We start from the raw sequence: 24,246 nt of genomic DNA, 5'->3' as shown, positions 1-24,246 counted from the left end.
CCTCGATTCAGATCGCGGGATGGCGCTTGTGCCAGTCGGTGACGCGCTGGAAGGCATCGCCCGCGCGAACGAGGCTTGCTTCGTCGAAGTGTCGGCCGACGAACTGGAAGGCGACGGGCCCGCCGTTCGGCGCGAAGCCGCCGGGAAGCGTCACGGTCGGGCTGCCGGTCATGTCGAACGGACAGGTGAAGCGCAGCAGCCCGGTAATCAGCGACGGGTCCTCACCCAGCGCTGCCATCTTGGCCAATGTCGGCGCAGCGAATGCCTGGGCCGGAACGGCAATCAGATCGACCGTCTCGAACAACAGCCGCACCGCGCCGCGGAATGCTTCGCGCCGCAGCACGATCTTCTGATAGTTCATGCCGGATTGCGCCCGGCCGAGATCGAGCAGGCCGGCGAGCGCGGGACCATATTCGTCCTTGCGTGCGGGATAGGTCTTTTCGTGCGCGACCGCCACTTCGATGCCGCACAAGGGGAACCAGTCCTCGATCACGGCCTTGGGATCGGGGAACGTGATGTCCTTGATCTTCGCGCCCAGATCGGCGGCAACGCGCAGCCCTTCGCTGAGCACCTTGCCGGCGGCCTCGTCGGTGCCCTCGCTGGTCCAGCGCCGATCGACCCCGATCGTCACGCCGCGCAAATCGCCGGACAGGTCGGCGAGATAGTTCGGCACGGGCAGCGGCACGGAGGTGGTGTCCTTGGGATCCTGGCCCGCAATCACGGCGAGGATCGCGCCGCAATCGGCCGCGCTGCGCGCCATCGGCCCGATGTGATCGAGCGTTGCCGCGAGTTCGAACGCGCCATAACGGCTCACGCGTCCCCAGGTCGGCTTCAGCCCGGTGATGCCGTTGGCGGCCGATGGAAAGCGGATCGAGCCGCCCGTATCGGTGCCGAGCGAACCGAAGCAAAGCCCCGCGGCGGTGGCGACGCCGGAACCGCTCGACGATGCGCCCGACCACAAATCCGCATTCCACGGATTCTTCGGCGGATCGATCTTCGGATGATGGTCGGCATAGGCGCCCTCGGTCTGCTGCAGCTTGCCGAGGATAACAGCGCCGGCATCCTTCAGTCGCGCGACGACCGTGGCATCCTCGCTCGGCCGGAAGTCCCGGTGAATGGTCATGCCGTGCGCGGCCGGAGCGCCCTTCGCCCAGCACAAATCCTTGACGGCGATCGGCACGCCGTGGAGCGGTCCCTTGATCTTGCCGGACGCGATGTCCTTCTCGGCTGCCGCCGCTTCGGCCAGCGCCGCCTCGCCCATCACATAGGCGTAGCTCTTGAGCTTGCCGTCGAGCTGCTCGATCCGCCCGAGCATCGCCTTGGTCACCTCGACCGGCGAGAGCTTTTTGGCCTGGATTTGCTGCCCGATCTCAATGAGCCCGAGATAGTGAAGATCCGTCGTCGGCATCGTTTCTCATCCCCGCACTTGACATGACGCAAGCGCAGGCACTGCCCATCACCGCGCGTGCGCCTCCGGCTTGGCGACACGGACGTGTCGCCAATTTGTTTAGCGGCAAAAGCAAAAAACCACCCGCCCCTCCGAAACGAAGGTGACGAATGGCCCAAATGCCGCGGCTATGAACTATCGCATGGGTCCGGGGTCGAACGGAGCACTCTGCGCGGCGATCGGGACGTCATCGGCCAAATCGACGCACGCAAGGTTCGACAGGAATCCCTGTAGGAGAAAATTCTAAGGAGGTGTGCAGCGCGTTGTCAACGAGGCTGGCTGCACAAATTTCGCGAGGTGCATGCGCAGCAAATCGGCATGACCCCTTGCACCGACCTCTGCGAAGATGATTTCCTTGATGGGTCGCGCCGCCGAAAGCACTCAATGACCAAGCCCTCCATTCCAGTTGGCATCATCTGCTCGCAGCACGGGCCCTATCAGGCCATGGGACGCGAGATCCTGAAGAGCGCCATGATGGCGGTCGACGAAATCAACAATCAGGACGAGTTCGACTTCGCGATATCTGCGCATGTCCGCGATCCCCGTGGAATCATCTCGGAGTACCATACGGTCTGCGACGACCTCATTCGCAATGTCGGCGTCGAGCACATCATCGGCTGCTACACCTCAGCCTCGCGCAAGCAGGTGCTGCCCATCGTCGAGCGCACCGACCGCCTGCTCTGGTATCCGGCGCGCTACGAGGGATTCGAATGCTCCGACAACGTCATCTATGTCGGCGCCTCACCCAATCACAACGTGCTGCCGCTGGTGCGTTACGTGCTCGATAATCTGTCGCGCGAAATCTTCTGTGTCGGCTCCAACTACGTCTGGACGTGGGAAACCAATCGCGTCACCCGCGAGCTGGTGACGGCGGCCAAAGGACGCATTCTCGCCGAACGCCTGCTCGAACTCGGTGAAAGCGCGGTCACGCACATCGTGGACGAGATCGTGCGGCGCCGGCCGCCGGTCGTCTTCAACACGCTGGTCGGCAGTTCGAGCTACGACTTCATCCGCGCCTTTCATGCGGCGACCGCCGCGGCCGGCCTCGACATCCCGATGCTGAGCTGCAGCCTGTGCGAGCCCGAGCTCAAGATCGCGGGTCCCGCGTCGGCCGGATGCATCACCTCGTCGGCCTATTTCGAAAGCATTCGCCTGCCCGAGAACCGGGCCTTCGTGGCGCGCTGGAAGGCGCGCCACGGCGAACACAGCAGCCCGTCCGTCGACGGGCAATCCGCCTATGTCGCGGTCTATCTGCTGGCCCGCGCGCTGCAGCGCGCCGGCACATCCGATATCGGCGAGGTGCGGCGCGCCGCGGCCGGCCATCGCTACAATTCGCCGCAAGGTCCGGTCTGGATCGACGGCAGCAACAACCACTGCGTCCTGACGCCGCGGCTGGCCGTCTCGAACGCCGAAGGACAGTTTGACATCTTCTGGGAAGCTGAAGCACCGGTCAGGCCGGATCCTTATCTGACGCAGCTCGACACCGCCGCCAGCCCGGCAAGGGATGGAACGTTGCCGAATGCGCCGCATTTGCGGGTTGTGAAATGAGCAAACCGTCTTCGTTTTCGCTGCGGGGGCGCAAGGCGCTCGTCGCCATCAAGGATGAGCGCGATGCCTCGATCGTCAGGCGTCAGTTCGAGCGCCTCGGGATCGAGATCGTCACATGGGAGCCCGGCGCCAATATCGACTGCCGTCCCGACGTGACGCTGATCGATGACGAGTTCCTGCCGCTCACCTCGCCGGCACTGCGGACGTCGCTTGGGCGAAGCCCGGTCATCGCCCTGCTCGGCACCGAGACGCCGAGCCGTCTGAAGCTGGTGCTCGACCTCGATCCGGCGTCATTTCTGGTGAAGCCGCTGCGATCGGCCGGCATCTATGCCGCGCTCGTCCTGGCTTTCGAGCGAAGCGAGCGCACCAGCGAGCTGAAGCAGCAGGTGCTCAAGCTGGAGCAGCGGCTGCGATCCCGCCGCGTCGTGCTCGCCGCGGTCCTTCAGGTCATGCACACCCATGCGCTGGCCGAGCCGGCTGCCTTTGCGCTGATCCGCCGCGCCGCCATGGAGCAGCGCAAGACGATCGAGGAACTCTCGGCGGAGATCACCGCAAAAGGCTCCCTGCCCCGGGCAACGGGCTAGCGCCGGCGACTATTTCTTCAGTTCCGCGTAGAGCTGCATCACCCGTTGCGGCAACACCTCGATGCGCGGCACGCGGAGCGCATAGCGCTCGCCGAAAATCCGATCGAGCTGAGGAAATCTGTGCTCGCCGATGCCAAAGGCGAAAATATCGGTGCCGCGCCGCCGCAGCTGCTGCGCGGCACGGCGAGCGTCCTCAACGAGATATTGCGTATCCGGCACGTCGATGTCGGACGGCTCGCCGTCGGTCAGAACCAGCAGCACTTTCCGGAACGCGCGTCGTTCGGCGAGGTAGCCCCCGGCATGGCGCAATGCCGCGCCCAGCCGGGTGGAATGGCTGCTGCCTAGGCCCGCGAGGCGCGCACGAACCACTACGTCCATCGGCTCCGCAAAGCCCTTGATGCGCAGATAGCGCACGCGCTCGCGGCCATCGGAGCTGAAACCGTGCACCGCGATCGCATCATTGGCGGCCTCGACCGCGGCCGCCATGATCGCGGCCGCCTTGCGTTCGACGTCGAGGACCGTCCGGCCGCGGCGGTCACGATCGGCGGTCGATTGCGACAGGTCCAAGAGCAGCAGGATGGCGAGATCGCGCGGTCCGGGCGCATCGCGCTGGTAGACCCTGGGCTCGCTGATATTGCCGGTGCGCCGCTCGATCGTCAGGGCGATCGCCGCATCAATGTCGAGCGCGTCGCCGTCGCGCTGGCCCTTGTGTCTGATACGGCGGCCGATCGACGCGTCGCGGGTCAACTCCGTGATCCAGCGCATCGCCTCGGCGTCCGTCGAGGAATCGAAGGGCTGCGCGGAAACGGCGGCATCGGCCTCCAGGATCGTGGTCCAGTCCGGCCGCTCGGTACGCGCCGCATAGTCCCATTCCGGGTAGGTCGCGACCGGAAAACCGTCCAGCAGCGTGACCGCGCCGGCCTTCGCGCGCAGCGTCTCGTCCGGCTTGGCGTTGTCGTCGGCCGATTGGGCACCCGCATCGTCGCGCCGCTCGATCCGGACGGAATCGACGGCAAGTTCGATCGTCTCGACCGGACTGTCCGGCTGGTCGCCGAAATCCCACAGCGCCAGATTGTCGTCGCGATAGGCAGGTTCGACGACATAGCTCTTGGCGTTGAACTGCAGCCGCATCTGCCCGATGTCGTTGCCGAGCAGGCCACCGATCTCGCGGCTGATGGCGGGATCGCTCCAGCGGTCGGCGGCAGCGGCAAACAGCTGTTGTCCCTTGGCCACCCACGCATCCGGATCCTGATAATCGGGATCGATCAGCGCCCGCGTCAGCCGCATCATCAGTCCGGCTGCGGTTGCCTGGCCGGCCGGCGTCGCGCTGTGAAATGGCAGCCACAGCCGGCGCAGCCCCGGCATCTCGCGGAGCGCCAGCGTCTCGACCCGGGCATCCTCGATCAGCGAGACCAGCGCGATCTGCAGCGCCTTCAGTCGCCCCACCGGAAAGCGGGCGTTGGAATGCACCAGATGCGCGCCGGCATGCGCGACCGCCGCGAGATAGACAGCGTCCGCTGCCTCGCCTTCGAAGCCGGGAAAGGTCTGCGGCAGACCGACGAGACCAGCGGCAAGCGAGGTCCGCCGCGGCACCGGCGTCGGGGTAACGGCAAGTTTGCGGAAACGCGGCTTCCTGTTCCACAACGCGATCGTGGTTGCAACGAGGCGCTTCTCCAGCCGCGCGAAATCATCCCCGCTTCGGCCGGCTGCGAACAGCTGCGCCGAAAGCTGATCGTCGAGCGCGAAATAGGCGCGGCGGCGCGATGCGCGACCGCCGCTCGCGCGCAAGCCGGCGGAAACCCACGCCGCAAACTCCTCGCCGCCGGCATGCGCCAGAAACTGCCCCAGCCGACCGATCGCGAGGCTCGCCGATTCCGGCCCAGTGGCGGCGAGTTGGGCGAGCGCGACGAGGACCGCGGCGAGTTCTCCTGCACCCGCAAGCCGCGGCAGCAGCTTGGACAATTCGGTCAGCAACGCATGGGCGACGCGGCTTCCGGCACTGCAGCCGATGTCCCGCACCGCACGACCGATCGCGATCAGATCATCGGCCGATCGCTGCGCCGGCCATTGCTCCGATAGACGCAGAAAGCCCTGCACCACGGCTTGACCGAGATTGGCCTCGAACAGGGCGTGCACGGCCTCGTCCCAGACCGCCAGGTGATCGAACCAACCGGTTCGCTGCAGAGCGGCGCGCGCCGCCTGCACGGCCGCAGCTACATCGTCATGGCCGCGCAAGAGGGCCGTAAGCCGACGTCCGGACCGGAAGCTATCGAGCGAACTGATTTGCGCGACCGCCACCTGCAAACGTCCACTTACCCGCAGGCCGAGATCACGTCACGCAACGTGTTTCTGGTGTCCGCGTCATCTGTCAGGGGAACGACGATCGTGGTCTCGCAGGCCTTTTCGAGGCTGATGCCACATCCGATCAGGCGGCCGGCATTGACCAGCATCCGGGTCGAGGCGCCTTCATCGAGCCCCTGGCCTTTCAGGTTGCGGCTGTGCTGGGCGATCTTCACCAGGAGATCGGCGAGGTTCGGCTCGATGCCGGCTTCGCGCGACACCACCTCGGTCTCCGCCGGCCGGTCGGGATAGCCGAAATCCAGCGCCGCGAAGCGCTGCTTGGTGGATTCCTTGAGGTCCTTGATCGCACTCTGGTAGCCCGGATTGTAGGAGATCACGAGCTGGAAGTCGGAATGGGCGTGGATCAATTCACCACGCTTCTCCAGCGGCAGCACACGACGATCGTCGGTCAAGGGATGGATCACGACCGTCGTGTCCTGGCGCGCCTCGACGATCTCGTCGAGGTAACAGATCGCGCCAAGACGCACGGCTGTGGTGAGCGGCCCGTCACTCCACACCGTGCCCTCTGCATCGAGCAGCCAGCGCCCCACCAGATCCGCCGCCGTCATGTCCTCGTGGCAGGCGACCGTGATCAGCGGGCGGCCGAGCCGCCACGCCATGTATTCGATGAAACGGGTCTTGCCGCAGCCGGTCGGGCCTTTCAGCATCACCGGCATGCGGTTGGCATAGGCTGCACCGAACAGTTCGACCTCATCCTTGAGCGGCCGGTAATACGGCTCTTCGCGGATGCGGTACTGGTCGAGCAGCAAAGCGGGATTGGACAAGCTCACGCCTCCCATGATCGCGCAGGCAGCCGTTCGCAACCGGTCGATATCACGATGCGAGCAGCTCCTTGAGCTTGCCGTCGATGAAGGCGACATCGACCGGATTGGTCCCCGGCCCGCCGGCGAAGTGGCCCCAGATCGACGGCACCGGCACGAGCTTGGCGTTCGGCATGTTCTCGACCTCGAACGCGCTGTCCTCCGGCGGGAAATAGAGATCGGTCTGACCCGGCATGACATAGGCCTTGGCCTTGATCGCTCTCAGCGCGGCCTTGAAGTCGCCGTTGTAGATTTCGTTGTCGCTGATGTCGCCGTGCTGCCAGGTCCACAGCATGGTCAGCAGGTTGTTCGGATCCTTCGGCAGGAAGAAGCCTTCCCAGAACGCCACCAGGAAGTCCTCCAGCGACGAATAGCCCAGCGCCTTGATGTCGAGCTGCTCGCGATAGAAGGCCTGCGAAAAGCCCCAGCCGGCGTAGACACGCGCGGCGGCGCGCAGGCCGCGGGCCGGCTTGTCGGTGTACCAGCCCTCCTTCCACGCAGCATCCGCGGTGAGTGCCGCCTTGACGCCTTCGAGGAACACGAAGTTGTGGCGCGAGCATTTCGCCGAGCCGCAGAACGGCGCCAACAGATCCATCATATCCGGATACAGCGCGCCCCAATGGAACGTCTGCAACGCGCCCATCGACCAGCCGACCACCAGACGGATGTGCTTGATGCCGAATTTCTCGGTCACCAGCCGATGCTGGGCGCGCACATTGTCATAGGCCGTCACCTGCGGGAAACGCGGTCCATTATACGGTTCCGGCGTGTTGCTCGGCGACGACGACAGCCCGTTGCCGAGCATGTTCGGAATGATGATGAAGTACTTTGCCGGATCGAGCGCCCTGCCCGGTCCGATCAGCCACTCATTGTCGTAGTGCTGACCCGAGTACCAGGTCGGATAGACGATGACGTTGTCCTTGGCCGCGTTGAGCTGGCCATAGGTCTTGTAGGCGAGCTTGCAGTCGCGAATGGTCGCGCCGCGCTGCAAGGTCAAATTGCCGAGATCATGGATCTGATAGTCGACGCTCATTGATGTATCCTCTTGCTTGATCGAGCTGATCGCTTACGCGGGGCGCGCCACCTTTTCGGTCGGAGACTCCACCCGTGCGATCGCCCCGTACACGATGCCTGCGACCACCGCGGCGGAGATCGCAGTGGACAGTCCCGGCATCAGGTTTTCAACCGCAAAGGCAAACAGCGACCCGATGCCCCAGGCGATAAACGGCTTCGCACGCCAGTCCACGTCCGCCCGCGCCTCGGCCCGCAGCAGGTACTGGTCGACCAGGATGATCGCACCGATCGGCGGCACCAGGATGCCGAGCAGCGACAGCCACTGGATGAAGAACGCCCAGACATTGCCGGCAGCGACCAGGATGCCAAGCGCGCCGAGCACCACCGCCATCAGCCGCATATTGGTCCCAAGGATGCGCGACCAGCCGGTGGCCGCATTGTACAGGCAATGCGAGCAGACCGAGCCGAGATTGGCATAGAGGAAGATGAACGCGAGGATGCTGAGCCAGGTCAGCTGCTTGCCGTTCATGTAGCCGAACATGTTGTCGACACCGAACGGATTGGCGTTCGGCACGGCGAGCGCCGCCGTCATCACGCCGCCGACCAGCATCGCCACCAGATTGGCGAACGGAAAGGCGCTGAACGTGGCGAACAGCGACGCTCGCGCGCTCGGCGCCCAGCGGTTGAAGTCCGCTGTCACTGTGCCCGCATCGACGAACAGCGCGAGCACCACGGTAAGCCCGACGCCCATCGACATGCTGGCGACGCCATTGTTGCCGGCATAGGCGAAGATCGCCGCCGACGTCGTGGTCGAGGCGGCATCAGCCGCGACCCAGAGGCCGAGCACGACAAACAGCGGCACCGACGCCAGCCCGATCCAGTGCAATCCCTTCACGCCGACGAAGGTAATCCCGATATAGAGCACGCCGGCAACGATGGTCATCGCCACATAATTGAGGCCGTAGGTCGAGGAGATCAGTGCGCCGGTGATGCCGGTCTGCACCGCATACCAGCCGAGCAGCAGGGTCGACAGCAGGCCCGACGCCAGCACATAGCCCTTCTTTCCGAACACGATGCTGGCGATCAGCGCGAAGTTCATGCCGCGCCTGGTGCCGATCAGGCCGAGTGCGCCCACATAGGCGAACATGATCAGATTGCCGACGATCATCGCCACCAGTGCATTCTTGAACCCCATGCCCAGCACCAGCAGCGATCCGGTCATCGCGCCGGTGATGATCATCGGAAAGCCCAGCCACACCATCGTGACCGAGAAGGCGCTGCGCCGGGCGCTCATCGGCACCGGCTCGTGTTCGAATTCATGGCCGAGAAGGTCGTCGATCTGCCCTTCCGTCTGATGAACCAGCCCGCTATTCGATTGACCGCTCATGATGTCCCCCTGTTTCCTCCGCGAGGAAGTGTCCGCCGTTGCATCGAACCACGCCGGCGCGAAACATCGCGCCGGCGCCGATCGTCGATGTCACTCAACGATGTGCGACTTTCTGGTTCGGAATGCCCTCGATCGGGCATTCGTCGGTTCCGACGGTCGGACGGGTCATGGCCTCGACCATTTCCCGGGTGCCCTCGGGGTCGGTGATCCAGTTCTTGTAGAAGGTGTAGGGGCAGACCGCGTGGCCGCGATCGCCGTCGCCGGAGTTGATCAGGCCGGTATAGCCGCGGTGCATCAGCTTGAAGAGATGGTTCTGCGACTGCATGTTGCGGCGGGCGTCGCGGATCAGCGACACCGAGAGCTGCGCGTACTGGATGCCGTTCTCCTCGGTGCCGCACTCGCCGAGCGTCCTTCCGTCGAAGCCGATGAGCGCGGAATGGCCGAAGTAGGAATAGACGCCGTCGAAGCCGGAGGCGTTGGCGACCGCGACGTAGCAGTTGTTGGCCCAGGCCATCGACTTCGAGATCTGGATCTGCTGCTCCTTGGCCGGATACATGTAGCCCTGGCAGCGCACGATCAGCTCGGCGCCGCGCATCGCGCAGTCACGCCAGATCTCCGGATAGTTGCCGTCGTCGCAGATGATCAGGCTGATCTTCAGCCCCTTCGGCCCGTCCGAGACGTAGGTGCAATCGCCGGGGTACCAGCCCTCGATCGGCACCCACGGCATGATCTTGCGATACTTCTGGACGATCTCGCCCTTGTCGTTCATCAGGATCAGCGTGTTGTACGGCGCCTTGTTGGGATGCTCCTCGTGGCGCTCGCCGGTCAGCGAGAACACACCCCAGACCTTGGCCTTGCGGCAGGCGTCCGCGAAGATGCGGGTCTCCTCGCCCGGCACCGACGACGCGGTCTCGTACATCTCCTTGGAGTCGTACATGATGCCGTGGGTCGAGTATTCCGGAAAGATCACGAGGTCCATGCCCGGCAGGCCAAGCTTCATGCCCTCGACCATCTTGGCGATGTTGCGCGCGTTATCCAGCACCTCGGCCTTGGTGTGCAGGCGCGGCATCTTGTAATTGACCACGGCAACGCCGACCGTGTCCTTGCTGCTCGATATGTCTCCATGCAACATGTCTCGACTCCCTTTCCTGAGCGATAATTCCCGCTACACGGCCATGTGCAGCTGGATGAGATCATCGGTGAGCTCACCGATCGCGCCCTTGGCGACGACGCGTCCCTTTTCGAGCAACGCGAAGCGATGAGACGCACGCCGCGCGAACGCGACATTCTGTTCGACCAGCACGACCGTGATGCGGCGCTCGCGATTGAGGCTGACGATCACGTCCTCGATCTGCTCGACGATGTTCGGCTGGATACCCTCGGTCGGCTCGTCCAGCAGGATGACCTTGGGCTTGGCCAGCAGCGCACGCGCGATCGCAAGCTGCTGCTGCTGGCCGCCGGAGAGGTTGCCGCCATAGCGATTGAGAAAGTCCTTGAGGACCGGAAACAGCTCGAGCACCCACTCCTCGATGCCGTTGGCAGATTTCGCGGCGAAGGTCCCGAGCGTCAGGTTTTCCCGCACCGTGAACTTCGGCAAAATCCCGCGGCCCTGCGGCACATAGGCAATACCGGCCTTGGCGCGCTGATAGGTCCGCAGCGGCGAGATGTCGGCACCGTCGAGCGACAGCCGTCCGGTACACCGGTCCATCAGGCCGAGGATGCTGCGCATCAGCGTGGTCTTGCCGACTCCGTTGCGGCCGAGCACCGAGAGGAATTCGCCATTGCCAACCGTCAGGTTGATGCCCTGCAGGGCGCGGCTGTTGCCGTAGAAGGCGTCGACGTCGGTCAGCTCAAGCATGGCTGATGCCTCCCGATCCGAGATAGGCGCGGCGCACTTCCGGATGCGCCTCGACTTCAGCGGCGGTGCCCTCCGCCAGCATCTGGCCCATATGCATCACCGAGATGATGTCGCCGATCGCCTTGACGAAGCCCATGTCGTGCTCGACCACGATCAGGGTGTGCTTGCCCTTCAGCCGCGCGAACAGTTCAGCGGTCTTGCGGGTTTCCTGCGCCGTCATGCCCGCGGTGGGCTCGTCCATCAGGATCAGCTCGGCGTCCTGGGCGACCAGCATGCCGATCTCCAGCCACTGGGTCTGACCGTGCGACAGGTAGGCGGCCGGCCGGTCGAGCTGCTCGGTGAGCCCGACCAGTTCGGCCAGACGCTCGACATGCTCGCGCCCTGAGTTGCCGATATTCCAGCGCAAATTGCCAAGCACGGAGGTGCGGTGGGCTCGCGCCACTTCAAGGTTCTCGGAGACCGAGAGCTCGCGGAATACGCTCGGCACCTGGAACTTGCGGCCAACGCCGGCGCGGGCGATTTCGTATTCCTCGAGATCCTGCAGCGCGGTGCCATCGAAGCTCACCGTGCCGGCGCTCGGCTTCACCTTGCCGCAGATGATGTCCAGCGCCGTGGTCTTGCCGGCGCCGTTCGGCCCGATCAGGCAGCGCAGCTCGCCCTTGCGCACGCTCATGTTGAGAGCATTGAGCGCCTTGAAACCGTTGAAGCTGACCGAGACGTCGCGGAGATCGAGATGGGAGCTCATGTGCTGCCCTCCGTCTGGCCAACGCCTTGCGCCACCCCGCCCGCGGCCGCATGGCGGCGCTGCACGATCCAGCGCAGCACGACCTGCGCGAGGCCGGCGAGCCCCTTCGGCAGGAACAGCACCACGAGCACGAACAGCGCGCCCATCACCAGCGTCCAGGTCTCCAGGAACGCTGCGGACTCCGACAGCGCGCCCTGCATGCCCGCCACCAGCACCGCGCCAAGGAACGCACCGACCAGGCTCTGCCGGCCGCCGACCGCGCACCACACCACCACCGAAAGCGAGAGCTGCACGCCGAGGAAGGTCGGCGAGGCAAACTCCATCACCACCGTGTAGAGCATGCCGGCAAGGCCCGCGATCGCGGCCGACAGCGCGAACACGAAGATCTGGTAGAGCGCGACGTCGTAGCCGAAGTAGCGCACCCTGCTCTCATGGTCGCGGATCGCCTGCACGATCAGGCCGGCCTTGGTTCTTGTGAAGGCAAAGGCGACAAGCAGGCTGAGCAGGACACAGCTGGCAACGAGATAGTAGGTTGCCCGGCCATAGGCATCGAACGCGACGCCGAAGATCTCGAGCTGGGCGAGATCGGTGATGCCGTTGAAGCCGCCCGTGTAGCTCTGCTGGTCGATGATCACGAGATTGATCACCACCATGGTGGCGAGCGTGATGATCGAGACATAGACGCCGGTGACGCGGCCCCGGAACATGAACCAGCCGAGCGCCGCCGCAACCAGCGCCGGCACGATCAGGCCGGCGGCGATCGCGAAGGTCAACGAGCGGAACGGCTCCCAGAACCACGGCAAATGCTGGACATTGTTCCAGACCATGAAGTCGGGCAGTCCGCTCGCTCCCGTATGCACCGGCACGGTCTTGAGCTTCAGCGCCATCGCCATGGCGTAGGAGCCGAGCCCGAAGCTCATCGCTTGGCCGAGATTCAGGATGCCGCCGAATCCCCAGGACAGCCCGAGCGATACTGTGAGGATTCCCAGCACCAGATAACGCGCGACCTTGTTGAGCAGGAAGTCGTTGTTGAGCAGCACCGGCAGCGCGAACACCGCGGCGCAGACGATCAGCAGAGGCGCAAGCTGCGCGATCAGGCGCTGCAATCCGCTGGAGTTAGGAACATGCGACGGCATAGATGAGCGATCTGTCTCAGGCCCGCACGCGTGCGGTGAAAAGCCCCTCGGGGCGGAAACGGATGAGCACGACGATGGCGAGCAGCACGATCGCCTTGGCCACCGTGTCGTTCTGCAGGAAGGCAATGCCGCCGGAGAGCTCGCCGAGGATGAAGGCGCTTGCCACGGTCCCGGCGAGGCTCTGCACGCCGCCGAGCACCACCACCATGAAGGCATCGACCACATAGCCGGTGCCCATATCGGGCGAGACGCTCTTCAGCGGCGACACCAGCGCGCCGGCCAGTCCCGCCAGTCCCGCGCCATAGGCGAAAGTCAGCGCATAGACCCGTTTGGCGTTGATGCCGAACGAGGCGGCGACCGAACGGTCCTGGATGATCGCGCGCAGCTTCATTCCGACTGTGGTGCGGTTCATCAGCAACCAGGTCGCCACGAACAGCGCGACTGACACCACGAACAGGAACACCCGATAGGACGATACCGAGATGCCGAACACGTCCATGCTGTCGGACAGCGCCGGCGGCAGCTGCACGTAGCGCAGTTCGCTGCCGACCATCAGCCGCACCGCCTGCTGCAGCATGATGCCGACGCCCCAGGTCGCAAGAATCGTGTCCAGCGGCCGGTTGTTGAGCAGGCTCAGGACATAACGCTCGATGACCCAGCCGAACGCGGCGACCACGAGGAAGATCGGCACCAGGCTCGCCAGCAGGCCGAGCCCGAGATAGGTGTGGAACACCCAGGCCGCGTAGGCGCCCAGCATCACGAACTCGCCATGGGCGAGATTGATGATGCCCATCGAGCCGTAAATGATCGACAGGCCCAGCGCGACCAGCAGCAGGATCGATCCAATACTGAGGCCGGTGACGATTTGTTCGATGAATTGGTCCACGTCGGGATCCGCTTTCGATGTTCGTTTTGTGCGCCCTGCCCCTCGCACCCGTTCGTGCGAGAGGCCGCATTCGTTTCGGGACGCTGGCCGTCGGCGCCGCACGCCGACGGCCTTCGTCAGCCCCCGTCGTCAGCTCTTCTCGACCAGGCCCTTCTCGGTGCATGACTGTCCGGGATAGGCCGCGTAAGGCACCGGCTTCAGCCACTCCTTGGCCTCGACCAGAATCTCGAACTGTCCGTTCGACTTCGCCTGCGCGATCTTGGGCCACAGCCAGGTGTGCAGGTTCTCCGGCTCGATCCGGACCTTGCCCTGCGGTGCAATCACTTCCTGACCCTTGACCGCGTCGCGGATATTCGGCGGCGTGAGGTCGCTGGTCGCGAGCTTCTCGACCGCCTGCTTGAACAGGTAGGTCTGGAAGTAGCAGGCCTCCGACACGAAATGCGTCACCTTGTCGGCGCCCCAACGCTTCTTGTAGGCCTCGACGAACTTCTCGTTCTCCGGCGATTTGTGCACCATGAAGTACGGCGCCGAGGTGAAGTGACCGGCGGCCGCCTCGCCGCCCATCGCGGCGACTTCGTTCTCGGAGGTCGTCAGGCTCGCCATCGGCATCTTCTCGGGATCGAGGCCGGCCGCCTTGTACTGACGATGCAGCGCGACCACGGAATCGCCGACCACGGTGGAGAAGATCACGTTCGGCTGCGTCGAGCGGATCTTGTTGATGACGGAAGAGAATTCCGAATGGCCGAGCGGCACATATTCTTCCGCCACGACCTCGCCGCCCAGCTTCTCAAGCAGCTTCTTGCAGTAGTTGTTCTCTTCCTTCGGATAGATGTAGTTGGAGCCGATCAGGTAGAACTTCTTGCCGAACTTCTTGACTAGCCAGGGCACGAACTCGTCCTGCTGCTGGTTCGGCACCGCGCCGGTGTAGATGACGTTCTTCGAGCACTCGCGGCCTTCATAGAGCGTCGGATACCAATAGAGATTGTTTTGCCGCTCGAACACCGGGAGCACCGCCTTGCGGCTTGCCGAGGTGTAGGAGCCGAACACACTGACGCATTTGTCGCCGACGACGAGCTTGCGAGCCTTCTCCGAGAAGGTCGCCGGATCGGACGCGGGGTCCTCGACGATCGGCACGATCTTGCTGCCCTTGATGCCGCCTGCGGCATTGATCTCCTCGATGGCGAGCAGCGTTGCCTTGTTGAGCGATTCCTCGATGATCGCGGTCGTTCCCGTCAGCGAGAACAGCACGCCGACCTTGATCTCGCCGCCGGCGGCGTAAGCGAGGTCGGCGTTCTTGATCCAGATGTGCGGCAGTCCGGCGCCGGCAAACGCGCCAAGCGCCGCGGTATTCCTCAGCAAAGTCCGCCGTGAAATGCTCATCCCTAGCTCCCTTCAGGACTGAAAAAACAAAAAGCCCTCCCGATGCGCGCTTACGCGAGCATTGGGAGGGCTTTGTTGCCGGTTGTGTCGAAGGCGGCGCTGTCGCCACCGGCCCCGCTATTGGGGCTTACTGTTGATGATCGTAGCCAAGCAGTTCGAACGAGTCAACAATCGCCGCGGCGACTGCACTTGCCGACACGCGACGATCCATCGCCTGTCGTCTGATGAAGCCATAGGCCTCGGTTTCCGGCATCTGCCGCGTCGCCATCAGGATCGCCTTGGCGCGCTCCACCGTGCGCATCGAGCGCAGATTGTCATCGAGCTTCTCGATCTTGCTGCGAAGCCGCCGTTCATAACCAAATTGACTGCGCGCCAGCACCAGGCTGGACAGCACTGCATTCTGCGTGAACGGCCGCGGCAGAATGGCGTTCGGCGTCGCATGACACAGCGCATCGGCGTGAACGGTTTCCGTCGCCGGCAAGATCACAACCAGCGCCGAGCGCGCATCGCCGGGAATCCATGGCAGGCGCCGCGCCAGGTCAGGAGAATATTCGCAGTACACCACGTCGGCATCGGCCGGCACGCTCTCCGGCATCGGCCAGACCTGCCGCACCCGCATCCGGAACCGCTGCAACTCGCGCAGCAACATGCCGACCTGATCGTCGACCGGCGCGACCACCACCGCCGACAGATCGGCAAGTTCCTGAACCATGGTCTTGCGTCCGCCGACGTCTCGGCTCAGCGACGGCTTACGCGACGTTTCGTTCATTGGACGCTTCCTGTTTGCGTTGCACGACCATATCCGATCAGGAACGGATCCGCATGCACCGGCTCCTTCGACTGGCTGACGACATCGAACTGGCCCTGGCGGTTGGCGCGCCCGATGCGGGTCCAGAGGTCGGTATGACCCGACATCGGGTTGACGGTGACCGCACCTTGCGGTGCATCAAAGCTGGTGCCGAACACCATCGAGCGGAGCACTTCGGTGTCGAGCGAATTGACCTGCTCAAGCGCCTTCGCGAACAGATGCAGCTGGAAGTACGACGCCTCGGCGCACATGTTGGTCGAGATGTCGGCGCCGAACCGCTTCTTGAAGCGCTGCACAAACGCATTGTTGGCGCTGCCCTCGACGCCCTGGAAATACGATGCCGCCGTGACGTGTCCCTCGCCGACGTCGAAGCCCATGGCGGCGATTTCGGCTTCCGTCGTGGTCAGGCTGGCGATCGGCACCTGTCTTGGATCGAGCCCGACATTCGCATAGGCCTGATAGAGGAACACCGTGCCCTCGCCAACGACGGTCGAGAAGATCACGTCGGGCCTGACACGCTTGATATCTTGGATGATCGGCACAAAATCCTGCCAGCGCGCATAGACATTGACATAGCGCTCGCCAACGACCGAGCCGCCATTGCTCTTGAGTAGCTCCCGCATCACCCGGTTGGACTCGCGCGGATAGATATAATCCGACCCCACGAAATAGAACCGTGTTCCGAACGTATCCATCAAATAGCGGCACAGCGCGAGGCTGTTCTGGTTGGGCGAGGCGCCGGTGTAGATGACGTTGGGCGACGCCTCGAACCCTTCGTAAAGCGTCGGATACCAGAGCAGACCGTTCAGCCTTTCGACCACCGGCAGCACCGCCTTGCGGCTCGACGAGGTGTAGCAGCCGAAGATCGTGCTGACCTGATCCTCGATCATCAACCGCTTGGCGTAATGGCCATAGGCGGCCGAGTCCGATCCGGGGTCATAGGCAACGGGAACCAGCTCGCGGCCGCAGACGCCGCCCGCTTCATTCACCTCTTCGATCGCGAGTTGCGTGCCCTGATACTGGGTCTCCTCGATGACCGACATGAAGCCGGTTCGCGAGAACAGCACTCCTATCCGCCACGGAGCGGATGTCGTTTGGGAAAGGTTCGACATGATCAGGCCCTCGACAGAATTGGAGGGACGAGAGGGATTATTGTTCTTGTTGCTCTCGAACAGCATTGCCGGCTGCGGAAGATTGCATGCCATCTGCCGCGAGACAAGGACCCTGGCCGCTCATCCTGTCAGCGAAGCTGACGCGAAAGCAGGCAGATTAATGTGTCACCCGCGACGGATCAAAGGCGCAGCGCTCCACGGGCCACCTATCTCCGGTAGCTGCACCACCGATTTCCCGTATCAAGGCATGTCCGGCCGGTCACCTCGCGTACATCAACCGGAAGGTTGAGAGCTGCGACGAGATTGCTCGTTAACCTGCGCCGCGATCGGGAGATGCCGCTGAACCCGCGAACAACTCCCGATCAGGAGTCCCCTCAGCGCAGGCTGGGCAGATCGAGCCCGTTGGCGCGGGCGCATTCGATCGCCGTGTCATAGCCGGCGTCGGCGTGGCGCATGACGCCCGTCGCCGGGTCGTTCCACAGCACACGCTCGAGCCGGCGCGCCGCCTCCGGCGTGCCGTCAGCGACGATCACCATGCCGGCGTGCTGCGAATAGCCGATGCCGACGCCGCCACCGTGATGCAGCGACACCCAGGTGGCGCCGCTCGCGCAGTTGAGCAAAGCATTGAGCAGCGGCCAGTCGGACACCGCGTCGGAGCCGTCGCGCATCGCCTCGGTCTCGCGGTTCGGGCTCGCCACCGAGCCGCTGTCGAGATGATCGCGCCCGATCACGATCGGTGCCTTGAGCTCGCCGCGCGCCACCATCTCGTTGAAGGCAAGGCCAAGCCGATGGCGGTCGCCGAGCCCGACCCAGCAAATCCGCGCCGGCAATCCCTGAAACTTGATACGCGCCTTGGCCATGTCGAGCCAATTGTGCAGGTGGCTGTCGTTGGGCATCAGCTCCTTGACCTTGGCATCGGTCCTGAAGATGTCCTCGGGATCGCCCGACAGCGCCGCCCAGCGGAACGGTCCGACGCCGCGGCAAAACAGCGGGCGGATATAGGCCGGAACGAAGCCCGGAAAATCGAACGCCTGCTTCAGGCCCATGTCCTTGGCCATCTGGCGGATGTTGTTGCCGTAATCGAGCGTCGGGATTCCCTGCGCGTGGAAATCCAGCATGGCCTGGACGTGATCGACCATCGAGGTCTTGGCTGCGGTCTCGACCGTCTTCGGGTCGGCCGCGCGTTTGGCTTCCCAATCGGCGAGCGTCCAGCCCTTGGGCAAATAGCCGTTGATCGGATCATGCGCGCTGGTCTGGTCGGTGACGATGGCCGGGCGCACGCCGCGGCGCACCAGCTCGGGAAAGATCTCGGCCGCATTGCCGAGCAGGCCGACCGACATCGGCTTATGGGTCTTGGCCGCTTCAGCAATGATCGCCAGCGCTTCATCGAGCGTCGTCGCCTGGCGGTCGAGATAACCTGTGCGTAGCCGCATTTCGATGCGGCTCGGCTGGCATTCGACCGCGAGCATCGAGGCACCGGCCATCGTCGCGGCCAGTGGCTGGGCGCCGCCCATGCCGCCGAGACCTGCCGTCAGGATCCATTTGCCGACGAGACTGCCGCCATAATGCCGGCGGCCGACCTCGACAAACGTCTCATAAGTCCCCTGCACGATGCCCTGGCTGCCGATATAGATCCATGAGCCTGCCGTCATCTGGCCGAACATCATCAGGCCCTGGCGGTCGAGCTCGTTGAAATGATCGAGCGTTGCCCAATGCGGCACCAGGTTGGAATTCGCGATCAGGACGCGCGGCGCGTCGGCATGGGTCCGGAAAATGCCGACCGGCTTGCCGGACTGCACCAGCAGCGTCTGGTCGCCCTCGAGCGTGCGCAACGAGGCGGCAATGCGGTCAAAGCTCTCCCAGTCGCGCGCCGCACGGCCGATGCCGCCATAAACCACGAGCTCGCTCGGACGCTCGGCGACATCAGGGTCCAGATTGTTCATCAGCATGCGCAGCGGTGCTTCCGTCAGCCAGCTCTTGGCGCTGATGTCGGTGCCGCGGGGTGCACGGATGATGCGTTCGTTGTCCAGTCGGCGGTTCATGACGGATGTCCCTGCTAAGCAAGTCTTTTAGGTCAGAGTCTTCTAAGTCAGTCTTGGAAATGGATCGGTCGAAAGCACCGCGATCGCAGCGGCGGGCAACGTGTCGGCTTCGATCAGCGAAGCGGCCCGCGCGAGATCGTCGGCCATGTAGCGGTCGGCGGCGAGTGCGGGAACGTGCTGCCGCAGCACGGCAATGACTGCCGCGAGCGGTGCGCTGGTCGCATGCGGTGCGCGCAGCGTGATGCCCTGCGCCGCGACCAGCAGCTCGATGCCGAGGATGGCGGCGAGATTGTCGGCCATGTCCGACAGCCGGCGCGCGGCATGGGCGGCCATCGAGACATGATCCTCCTGGTTGGCACTGGTCGGCGTGGAGTCGATCGAGCAAGGCAATGCACGCTGCTTGTTCTCGGCATAGAGCGCCGCGGCCGTCACCTCGGCAATCATGAACCCGGAGTTGATGCCGGGTTCGGGCGTCAGGAACGGCGGCAGGCCGAAGTTCAAGGCGGGATCGACGAGGGTCGCGATCCGGCGCTCGCTGGTCGCGCCGATCTCCGCGAGCGCCAGCGCGATCTGGTCGGCGGCGAACGCCACCGGCTCAGCGTGGAAATTGCCGCCCGATACGATCTCGCCGGTCTCCACCAGCACCAGCGGATTGTCCGTCACGGCATTGGCCTCAATGGTCAGCCCGCGCGCGGCCTGCGCGAGCAGGTCGAGCACGGCGCCCGCAACCTGCGGCTGGCAGCGCAGACAATATGGATCCTGCACGCGCTCGTCGCCTTCGAGATGCGATTGCCTGATGTCGCTGCCGTCGAGCAGTCCGGTCAAGGCAGCGGCCGCGGCGATCTGCCCGTCGTGGCCACGCAAAGCTTGAATCTCCGGACGAAACGGCACCGTGGAGGCCATCGCCGCATCGACCGACAGCGCGCCGGTCACCAGCGCGGCGCACGCCAGGCGATGCGCACGCAGCAGGCCGGAGATGGCATAGGCGGTCGAAAACTGCGTGCCGTTGATCAGCGCGAGCCCCTCCTTGGGGCCGAGCGTCAACGGCGCGAGGCCGGCAGCGGCAAGCGCTTCGCGGCCCGGCACGGCTTTGCTATCAAGGATTGCCTGCCCCTCCCCGATCATGACCGCGGTCATATGAGCGAGCGGCGCCAGATCGCCGGAGGCACCGACCGAGCCCTGCTGCGGCACCAGCGGAGTGACACCGTGCGCCAGCATGCCCTGCAACTGCTCGATCACCTCGCGGCGCACGCCGGATGCGCCGCGCCCGAGCGAAATCACTTTCAACGCCATCATCAGGCGCACGATCGGCTCGGGCGTGTTCGGACCGACCCCGCAGCAATGCGACAGGATGAGGTTGCGCTGAAGCAGCGCGGTTTGATCAGGCGCGATTCGCGTCGATGCCAGCTTCCCGAAACCGGTATTGATGCCGTAGACGGGAATGTCGATGCGCGCCGCCTTCGCCACGATCTCCGCGGCCGCCTCGACGCGCGGCCAGCACGATGGATCGAGCACAATGGGCGCACCGGCGAGCACGCGCGCCAGGACGTCGAGGCCGACGGTTCCGGGCGTTACGACGACGGGCGAATCCCGATCGTTCATTGTCCCCTCCACACCCGGCTGTGCAGCGGGTTGAAGCCGATGCGGTAGACCAGTTCGGCCGGACGCTCGATGTCCCAGATCGCCAGATCGCACCATTTGCCGGCCTCGATCGTGCCGGTCTCGGCGAGCATGCCCAGCGCACGCGCGCCTTCCCGCGTCACCCCTGTGAGGCATTCGGCGACCGTCATCCGGAACAGCGTTGCACCCATGTTCATCGCCAGCAGGAGCGAGGTGAGCGGCGAGCTGCCCGGATTGCAATCGGTCGCCAGCGCCATGTTCACACCGTGGCTGCGAAACAGCTCGACCGGCGGCTTGTGCGTCTCACGAATGAAATAGAACGCGCCAGGCAGCAGGACCGCGACGGTGCCGGCTTTCGCCATCGCCGCGGCGCCAGCTTCATCGGTGTGCTCGAGATGATCGGCTGAGAGCGCCGAAAATTTTGCGGCCAGCGCCGCGCCGCCGAGATTGGACAGCTGATCCGCATGCAGCTTGACGGGCAGTCCCAACGCGCGCGCCGCCTCGAACACCCGCGCCGTCTGCTCTCCGGAAAACGCGATCCCCTCCATGAAGCCGTCGACGGCATCGGCAAGGCCGGCCTTGGCCACGGCCGGCAGCATCTCGTTGCAGACCAGATCGATGTAACCGTCCTTGTCGCCATTGGCCTCCAGCGGCAGCGCATGTGCTCCGAGGAACGACGTGCGGATCGCAACTTGCCGCAGGCGGGCGAGGCTGCGTGCCGCCGCAAGCTGCCGCATCTCGGTCTCGGCATTGAGGCCATAGCCGGACTTGATCTCGACCGTTGTTGCGCCCTCGCCGATTAGCGCGTCGAGCCGCGGCAGCGCGCCGGCGACAAGCTCGGCCTCGGTCGCGCTGCGCGTCGCCGCGACGGTCGAGACGATACCGCCGCCGGCGCGCGCGATCTCCTCATAGCTCGCGCCTTTCAGGCGCAGCTCGAACTCGTGCGCGCGGTTGCCGCCGAAGACGAGATGGGTGTGGCAATCGACGAGCCCGGGCGTGATCCAGCGGCCGGCGCAATCGATCCGTTCAACGGCGTCCGCATCCACAGGAAAATCCGACTGCACGCCGGCATAGACGATGCGGCCTTCACGCGCCGCGATCAGCCCCCGCTCGATCTCGCCGAGATCAGCGCGGTCGCTGCGCATCGTGGCGAGCCGGGCGTTGTGCCAGATACGGTCGAAGCGCTCTGCCATGCTATCGTCCCCTCGATGTGGGATGCTTGACTTATATGTCTAGACATATAATCGTGTTCGGGTTCTGTCCAGCCGGCGTGGAAAAATGACACGACTGCATTTCGCATTCGCGCTGCTGCCTTCGGGCTGGGCCAATGACGTGCAGGTCGTCGTTGCCAATGGCGCGATCGCCTCGGTGACGGCGGGCGTCGCGCCTGCCGCCGGCGACGAACGTCACCAACTGGCGGTTCCGGGATTGGCGAGCCTGCACAGCCACGCGTTTCAGCGCGGCATGGCGGGCCTCGCCGAACTGCGCGGCGACACGACTGATACGTTCTGGACCTGGCGCGAGACGATGTATCGCTTCGCGCTGACCATGACACCGGACGACGTCGCCGCCGTCGCAACCCTGCTCTATGTCGAGATGCTCGAGCGGGGCTTTACCCGCGTCGGCGAGTTCCACTATCTGCACCATGATCGGGACGGCGCGCCCTACGCCAATCCCGCCGAGATGGCCGTGCGCATCACAGAGGCCGCCAGCGCCTCCGGCATCGGGCTCACGCTGCTGCCAAGTTTCTACGCCAACAGCACGTTCGGCGGCGTCGCACCGCATGCCGGGCAGCGCCGCTTCATCTGCTCGGTCGATCAGTTCGCCGCGCTGATGACTGCCTCGCGCGAGGCAATCCGAGATCTACCTGGCGCCAACATCGGCATCGCTCCGCATAGCCTGCGCGCCGTGGCGCCGGAGGAGCTGGCCGCGATCATCCCGCTTGCCGGAGCGGATCCGATCCACATCCACGCAGCCGAACAGGTGCGCGAGGTGGAAGATTGCCTCGCCTGGTCGGGACAGCGGCCGGTGCAATGGCTGCTCGAACATGCGCCCGTCGATCAACGCTGGTGCCTGATTCACGCGACCCACATGACGGAGCAGGAGGTCACAGCGCTCGCCCGTAGCGGCGCGGTTGCCGGCCTTTGCCCTGTCACCGAAGCGAGTCTCGGCGACGGCATCTTTTCCGCGCGCGAATTCCTCGCGGCGGGCGGCCGGTTCGGCATCGGAACTGATTCCAACGTGCTGGTCGGCGTCGCCGACGAACTTCGCCAACTCGAATACGGCCAGCGGCTGAAGCACCGCGAGCGCAACGTGCTCTCGGGGCGTCCCGGCGCATCCACCGGCCGCGCCCTGTTCGATCACGCGCTCGCTGGCGGCGCGCAGGCCCTGGCACAGACCAAGGCTGGGCTCGCGCCCGGCGCGCGCGCCGACATCGTGTCTCTCGACACCGCGCATCCGTCCCTCGCGGGACGGTCGGGCGATGCGGTTCTCGACGGCTGGCTGTTTGCAACCGGCAGCGACGCGATCGATTGCGTCTGGGCCGGCGGCGACAAGGTGGTCGCGGGCGGACGGCACCGGCTGCGCGACAAGGCGCGCGAGCGGTTCAGTGCAAGCGTGCGGAGGCTCGTCGCATGAGTCTCGCCTCCGACCAGGCCAAGCCGAATGCTGCCGGCAAACCGACGCTCTACAAGCGCATCCGGCTCGACATCGAGACCCGGATCCTGACCGGCGAATGGCCGCCGGGGCATCGCATCCCGTTCGAGCACCAATTGATGGCGCGCTATCGCTGCTCGCGCATGACTGTCAACAAGGCGTTGTCGGAACTGGCGCAGGCCGACCTGATCGAGCGGCGGCGCCGTGCCGGCAGCTTCGTGCGCCGTCCGCAGCATCTGTCCGCGGTGCTCAAGATCGCCGACATCCGCGCCGAGATCACCGCACTCGGCCGCAGCTATGACTATCAGCTGATCGATTGCCGGCGCCGTACCGCAACATCAGCCGATCGCGCCCGGCTCGGCATGGACAAGGCCGGCAAGGTGGTCGCGATCGCCTGCCGGCACAGCGCCGACAATGTGCCGTTCGCCGTCGAGGACAGGCTGATCGATCTCTCCACGGTCCCGGAGGCCGCAAACGCGGACTTTGCCCGCGAGCCGCCGGGGTCGTGGCTGCTGCATCACGTGCCGTGGACCGAAGCCGAGCATACGATCAGCGCCGTCGTCGCCGACGATCGCACGGCCGCGGCGCTCGACATCGCGGTCGGCGCGCCCTGTCTCGTGATCGACCGCTACACCTGGCGCAGCGCGCGCACGGTAACGGCGGTGCGGCTGCATTATCCGGGCGAGACGCATCGCCTGGTGGCTCGCTTCAAGGGAGGCTGAGGGCAGCTTGCGCGGCATATTTCATGCAATGCATCATGGGCCATCATCCGCCGACATGCTTCATGCGGCAATCCGCCGCGACTCACGTGAAGACATCACTGACGTGAAGACATCAACTGGGTTCAATCCATCGTTCAAGGG

General features: G+C 64.8%; 20 protein-coding genes. 4 read left to right on the top strand and 16 right to left on the bottom strand.

Annotated features, from left to right (window positions below; genetic code table 11):
* Window positions 1-7 precede the first annotated feature (7 nt).
* Entirely contained in the window at window positions 8-1,408 is a 1,401-nt protein-coding gene (locus tag ACE10X_RS16790) for an amidase (RefSeq protein WP_038382051.1), read from the bottom strand.
* A 423-nt stretch (window positions 1,409-1,831) separates the two neighbouring features.
* Between ACE10X_RS16790 and ACE10X_RS16785 the strand changes: the two genes are divergently transcribed.
* A complete protein-coding gene (locus ACE10X_RS16785; protein WP_038382052.1) occupies window positions 1,832-2,995 on the top strand; it encodes a transporter substrate-binding domain-containing protein in 1,164 nt (387 codons plus the stop codon).
* Entirely contained in the window at window positions 2,992-3,579 is a 588-nt protein-coding gene (locus tag ACE10X_RS16780) for an ANTAR domain-containing response regulator (RefSeq protein ID WP_038382053.1), read from the top strand. Before ACE10X_RS16785 ends, ACE10X_RS16780 begins: the two co-directional genes overlap by 4 nt.
* Before the next feature lie 9 nt (window positions 3,580-3,588).
* Here ACE10X_RS16780 and ACE10X_RS16775 read toward each other — a convergent pair whose 3' ends face one another.
* The 15 genes from ACE10X_RS16775 to hutI all read right to left on the bottom strand — a co-directional run bounded on the left by ACE10X_RS16775 (window position 3,589) and on the right by hutI (window position 21,921).
* Window positions 3,589-5,877 carry a nitric oxide reductase activation protein NorD gene (locus ACE10X_RS16775; RefSeq protein WP_157787843.1) on the bottom strand — a complete coding sequence of 763 codons (2,289 nt, stop codon included), beginning with the start codon at window positions 5,875-5,877 and terminating at the stop codon, window positions 3,589-3,591.
* A gap of 14 nt (window positions 5,878-5,891) precedes the next feature.
* On the bottom strand, window positions 5,892-6,719 hold the full coding sequence (locus tag ACE10X_RS16770; RefSeq protein ID WP_051002629.1) for a CbbQ/NirQ/NorQ/GpvN family protein: 828 nt from the start codon (window positions 6,717-6,719) through the stop codon (window positions 5,892-5,894).
* A gap of 34 nt (window positions 6,720-6,753) precedes the next feature.
* Window positions 6,754-7,773, bottom strand: coding sequence for an alpha/beta fold hydrolase (locus ACE10X_RS16765; protein WP_038382054.1), 1,020 nt, complete (start codon window positions 7,771-7,773; stop codon window positions 6,754-6,756).
* A 33-nt stretch (window positions 7,774-7,806) separates the two neighbouring features.
* Window positions 7,807-9,141, bottom strand: a complete 1,335-nt coding sequence (locus tag ACE10X_RS16760) for a cytosine permease (RefSeq protein WP_038382055.1) — start codon at window positions 9,139-9,141, stop codon at window positions 7,807-7,809.
* 94 nt (window positions 9,142-9,235) lie between these two features.
* Entirely contained in the window at window positions 9,236-10,273 is a 1,038-nt protein-coding gene (locus ACE10X_RS16755; protein WP_028331418.1) for an aliphatic amidase, read from the bottom strand.
* A gap of 33 nt (window positions 10,274-10,306) precedes the next feature.
* Window positions 10,307-10,999, bottom strand: coding sequence for an urea ABC transporter ATP-binding subunit UrtE (urtE, locus tag ACE10X_RS16750; RefSeq protein WP_038382056.1), 693 nt, complete (start codon window positions 10,997-10,999; stop codon window positions 10,307-10,309).
* Window positions 10,992-11,744 carry an urea ABC transporter ATP-binding protein UrtD gene (gene urtD, locus ACE10X_RS16745; protein ID WP_038382057.1) on the bottom strand — a complete coding sequence of 251 codons (753 nt, stop codon included), beginning with the start codon at window positions 11,742-11,744 and terminating at the stop codon, window positions 10,992-10,994. Before urtD ends, urtE begins: the two co-directional genes overlap by 8 nt.
* Entirely contained in the window at window positions 11,741-12,880 is a 1,140-nt protein-coding gene (urtC, locus tag ACE10X_RS16740; protein ID WP_038382058.1) for an urea ABC transporter permease subunit UrtC, read from the bottom strand. The genes urtD and urtC overlap by 4 nt, the downstream gene beginning before the upstream one ends.
* A 16-nt stretch (window positions 12,881-12,896) precedes the next feature.
* The gene (gene urtB / locus ACE10X_RS16735; RefSeq protein WP_304556388.1) at window positions 12,897-13,766 is read right to left on the bottom strand and encodes an urea ABC transporter permease subunit UrtB; all 870 of its coding nucleotides are present in this window, start codon (window positions 13,764-13,766) and stop codon (window positions 12,897-12,899) included.
* 129 nt (window positions 13,767-13,895) lie between these two features.
* Window positions 13,896-15,146: a transporter substrate-binding domain-containing protein gene (locus ACE10X_RS16730; protein WP_057015919.1), complete on the bottom strand. Its 1,251-nt coding sequence runs from the start codon at window positions 15,144-15,146 to the stop codon at window positions 13,896-13,898.
* A gap of 127 nt (window positions 15,147-15,273) precedes the next feature.
* Window positions 15,274-15,915, bottom strand: a complete 642-nt coding sequence (locus tag ACE10X_RS16725) for an ANTAR domain-containing response regulator (RefSeq protein WP_038382063.1) — start codon at window positions 15,913-15,915, stop codon at window positions 15,274-15,276.
* Entirely contained in the window at window positions 15,912-17,066 is a 1,155-nt protein-coding gene (locus ACE10X_RS16720; RefSeq protein WP_038382064.1) for a transporter substrate-binding domain-containing protein, read from the bottom strand. Before ACE10X_RS16720 ends, ACE10X_RS16725 begins: the two co-directional genes overlap by 4 nt.
* A 374-nt stretch (window positions 17,067-17,440) precedes the next feature.
* Entirely contained in the window at window positions 17,441-19,108 is a 1,668-nt protein-coding gene (hutU, locus tag ACE10X_RS16715) for a urocanate hydratase (protein ID WP_304556389.1), read from the bottom strand.
* Window positions 19,109-19,150: 42 nt separating this feature from the next.
* Window positions 19,151-20,710: a histidine ammonia-lyase gene (gene hutH / locus ACE10X_RS16710; protein WP_038382067.1), complete on the bottom strand. Its 1,560-nt coding sequence runs from the start codon at window positions 20,708-20,710 to the stop codon at window positions 19,151-19,153.
* Window positions 20,707-21,921 (bottom strand): imidazolonepropionase, encoded by a 1,215-nt coding sequence (gene hutI / locus ACE10X_RS16705; RefSeq protein ID WP_038382068.1) that lies wholly within the window; start codon window positions 21,919-21,921, stop codon window positions 20,707-20,709. Before hutI ends, hutH begins: the two co-directional genes overlap by 4 nt.
* An 85-nt stretch (window positions 21,922-22,006) precedes the next feature.
* Between hutI and ACE10X_RS16700 the strand changes: the two genes are divergently transcribed.
* Window positions 22,007-23,365, top strand: a complete 1,359-nt coding sequence (locus ACE10X_RS16700) for a formimidoylglutamate deiminase (RefSeq protein WP_375764311.1) — start codon at window positions 22,007-22,009, stop codon at window positions 23,363-23,365.
* Complete coding sequence (gene hutC / locus ACE10X_RS16695) at window positions 23,362-24,105, top strand: histidine utilization repressor (RefSeq protein ID WP_038382070.1); 744 nt, start codon at window positions 23,362-23,364, stop codon at window positions 24,103-24,105. The genes ACE10X_RS16700 and hutC overlap by 4 nt, the downstream gene beginning before the upstream one ends.
* Window positions 24,106-24,246 lie beyond the last annotated feature (141 nt).

Origin of the sequence: Bradyrhizobium sp. Pha-3, from assembly GCF_042258325.1 — a bacterium.
Lineage (GTDB): Bacteria > Pseudomonadota > Alphaproteobacteria > Rhizobiales > Xanthobacteraceae > Bradyrhizobium > Bradyrhizobium elkanii.
Note: the sequence above shows the minus strand (reverse complement) of the source record. Positions and strands in the feature narration are given on the sequence as shown.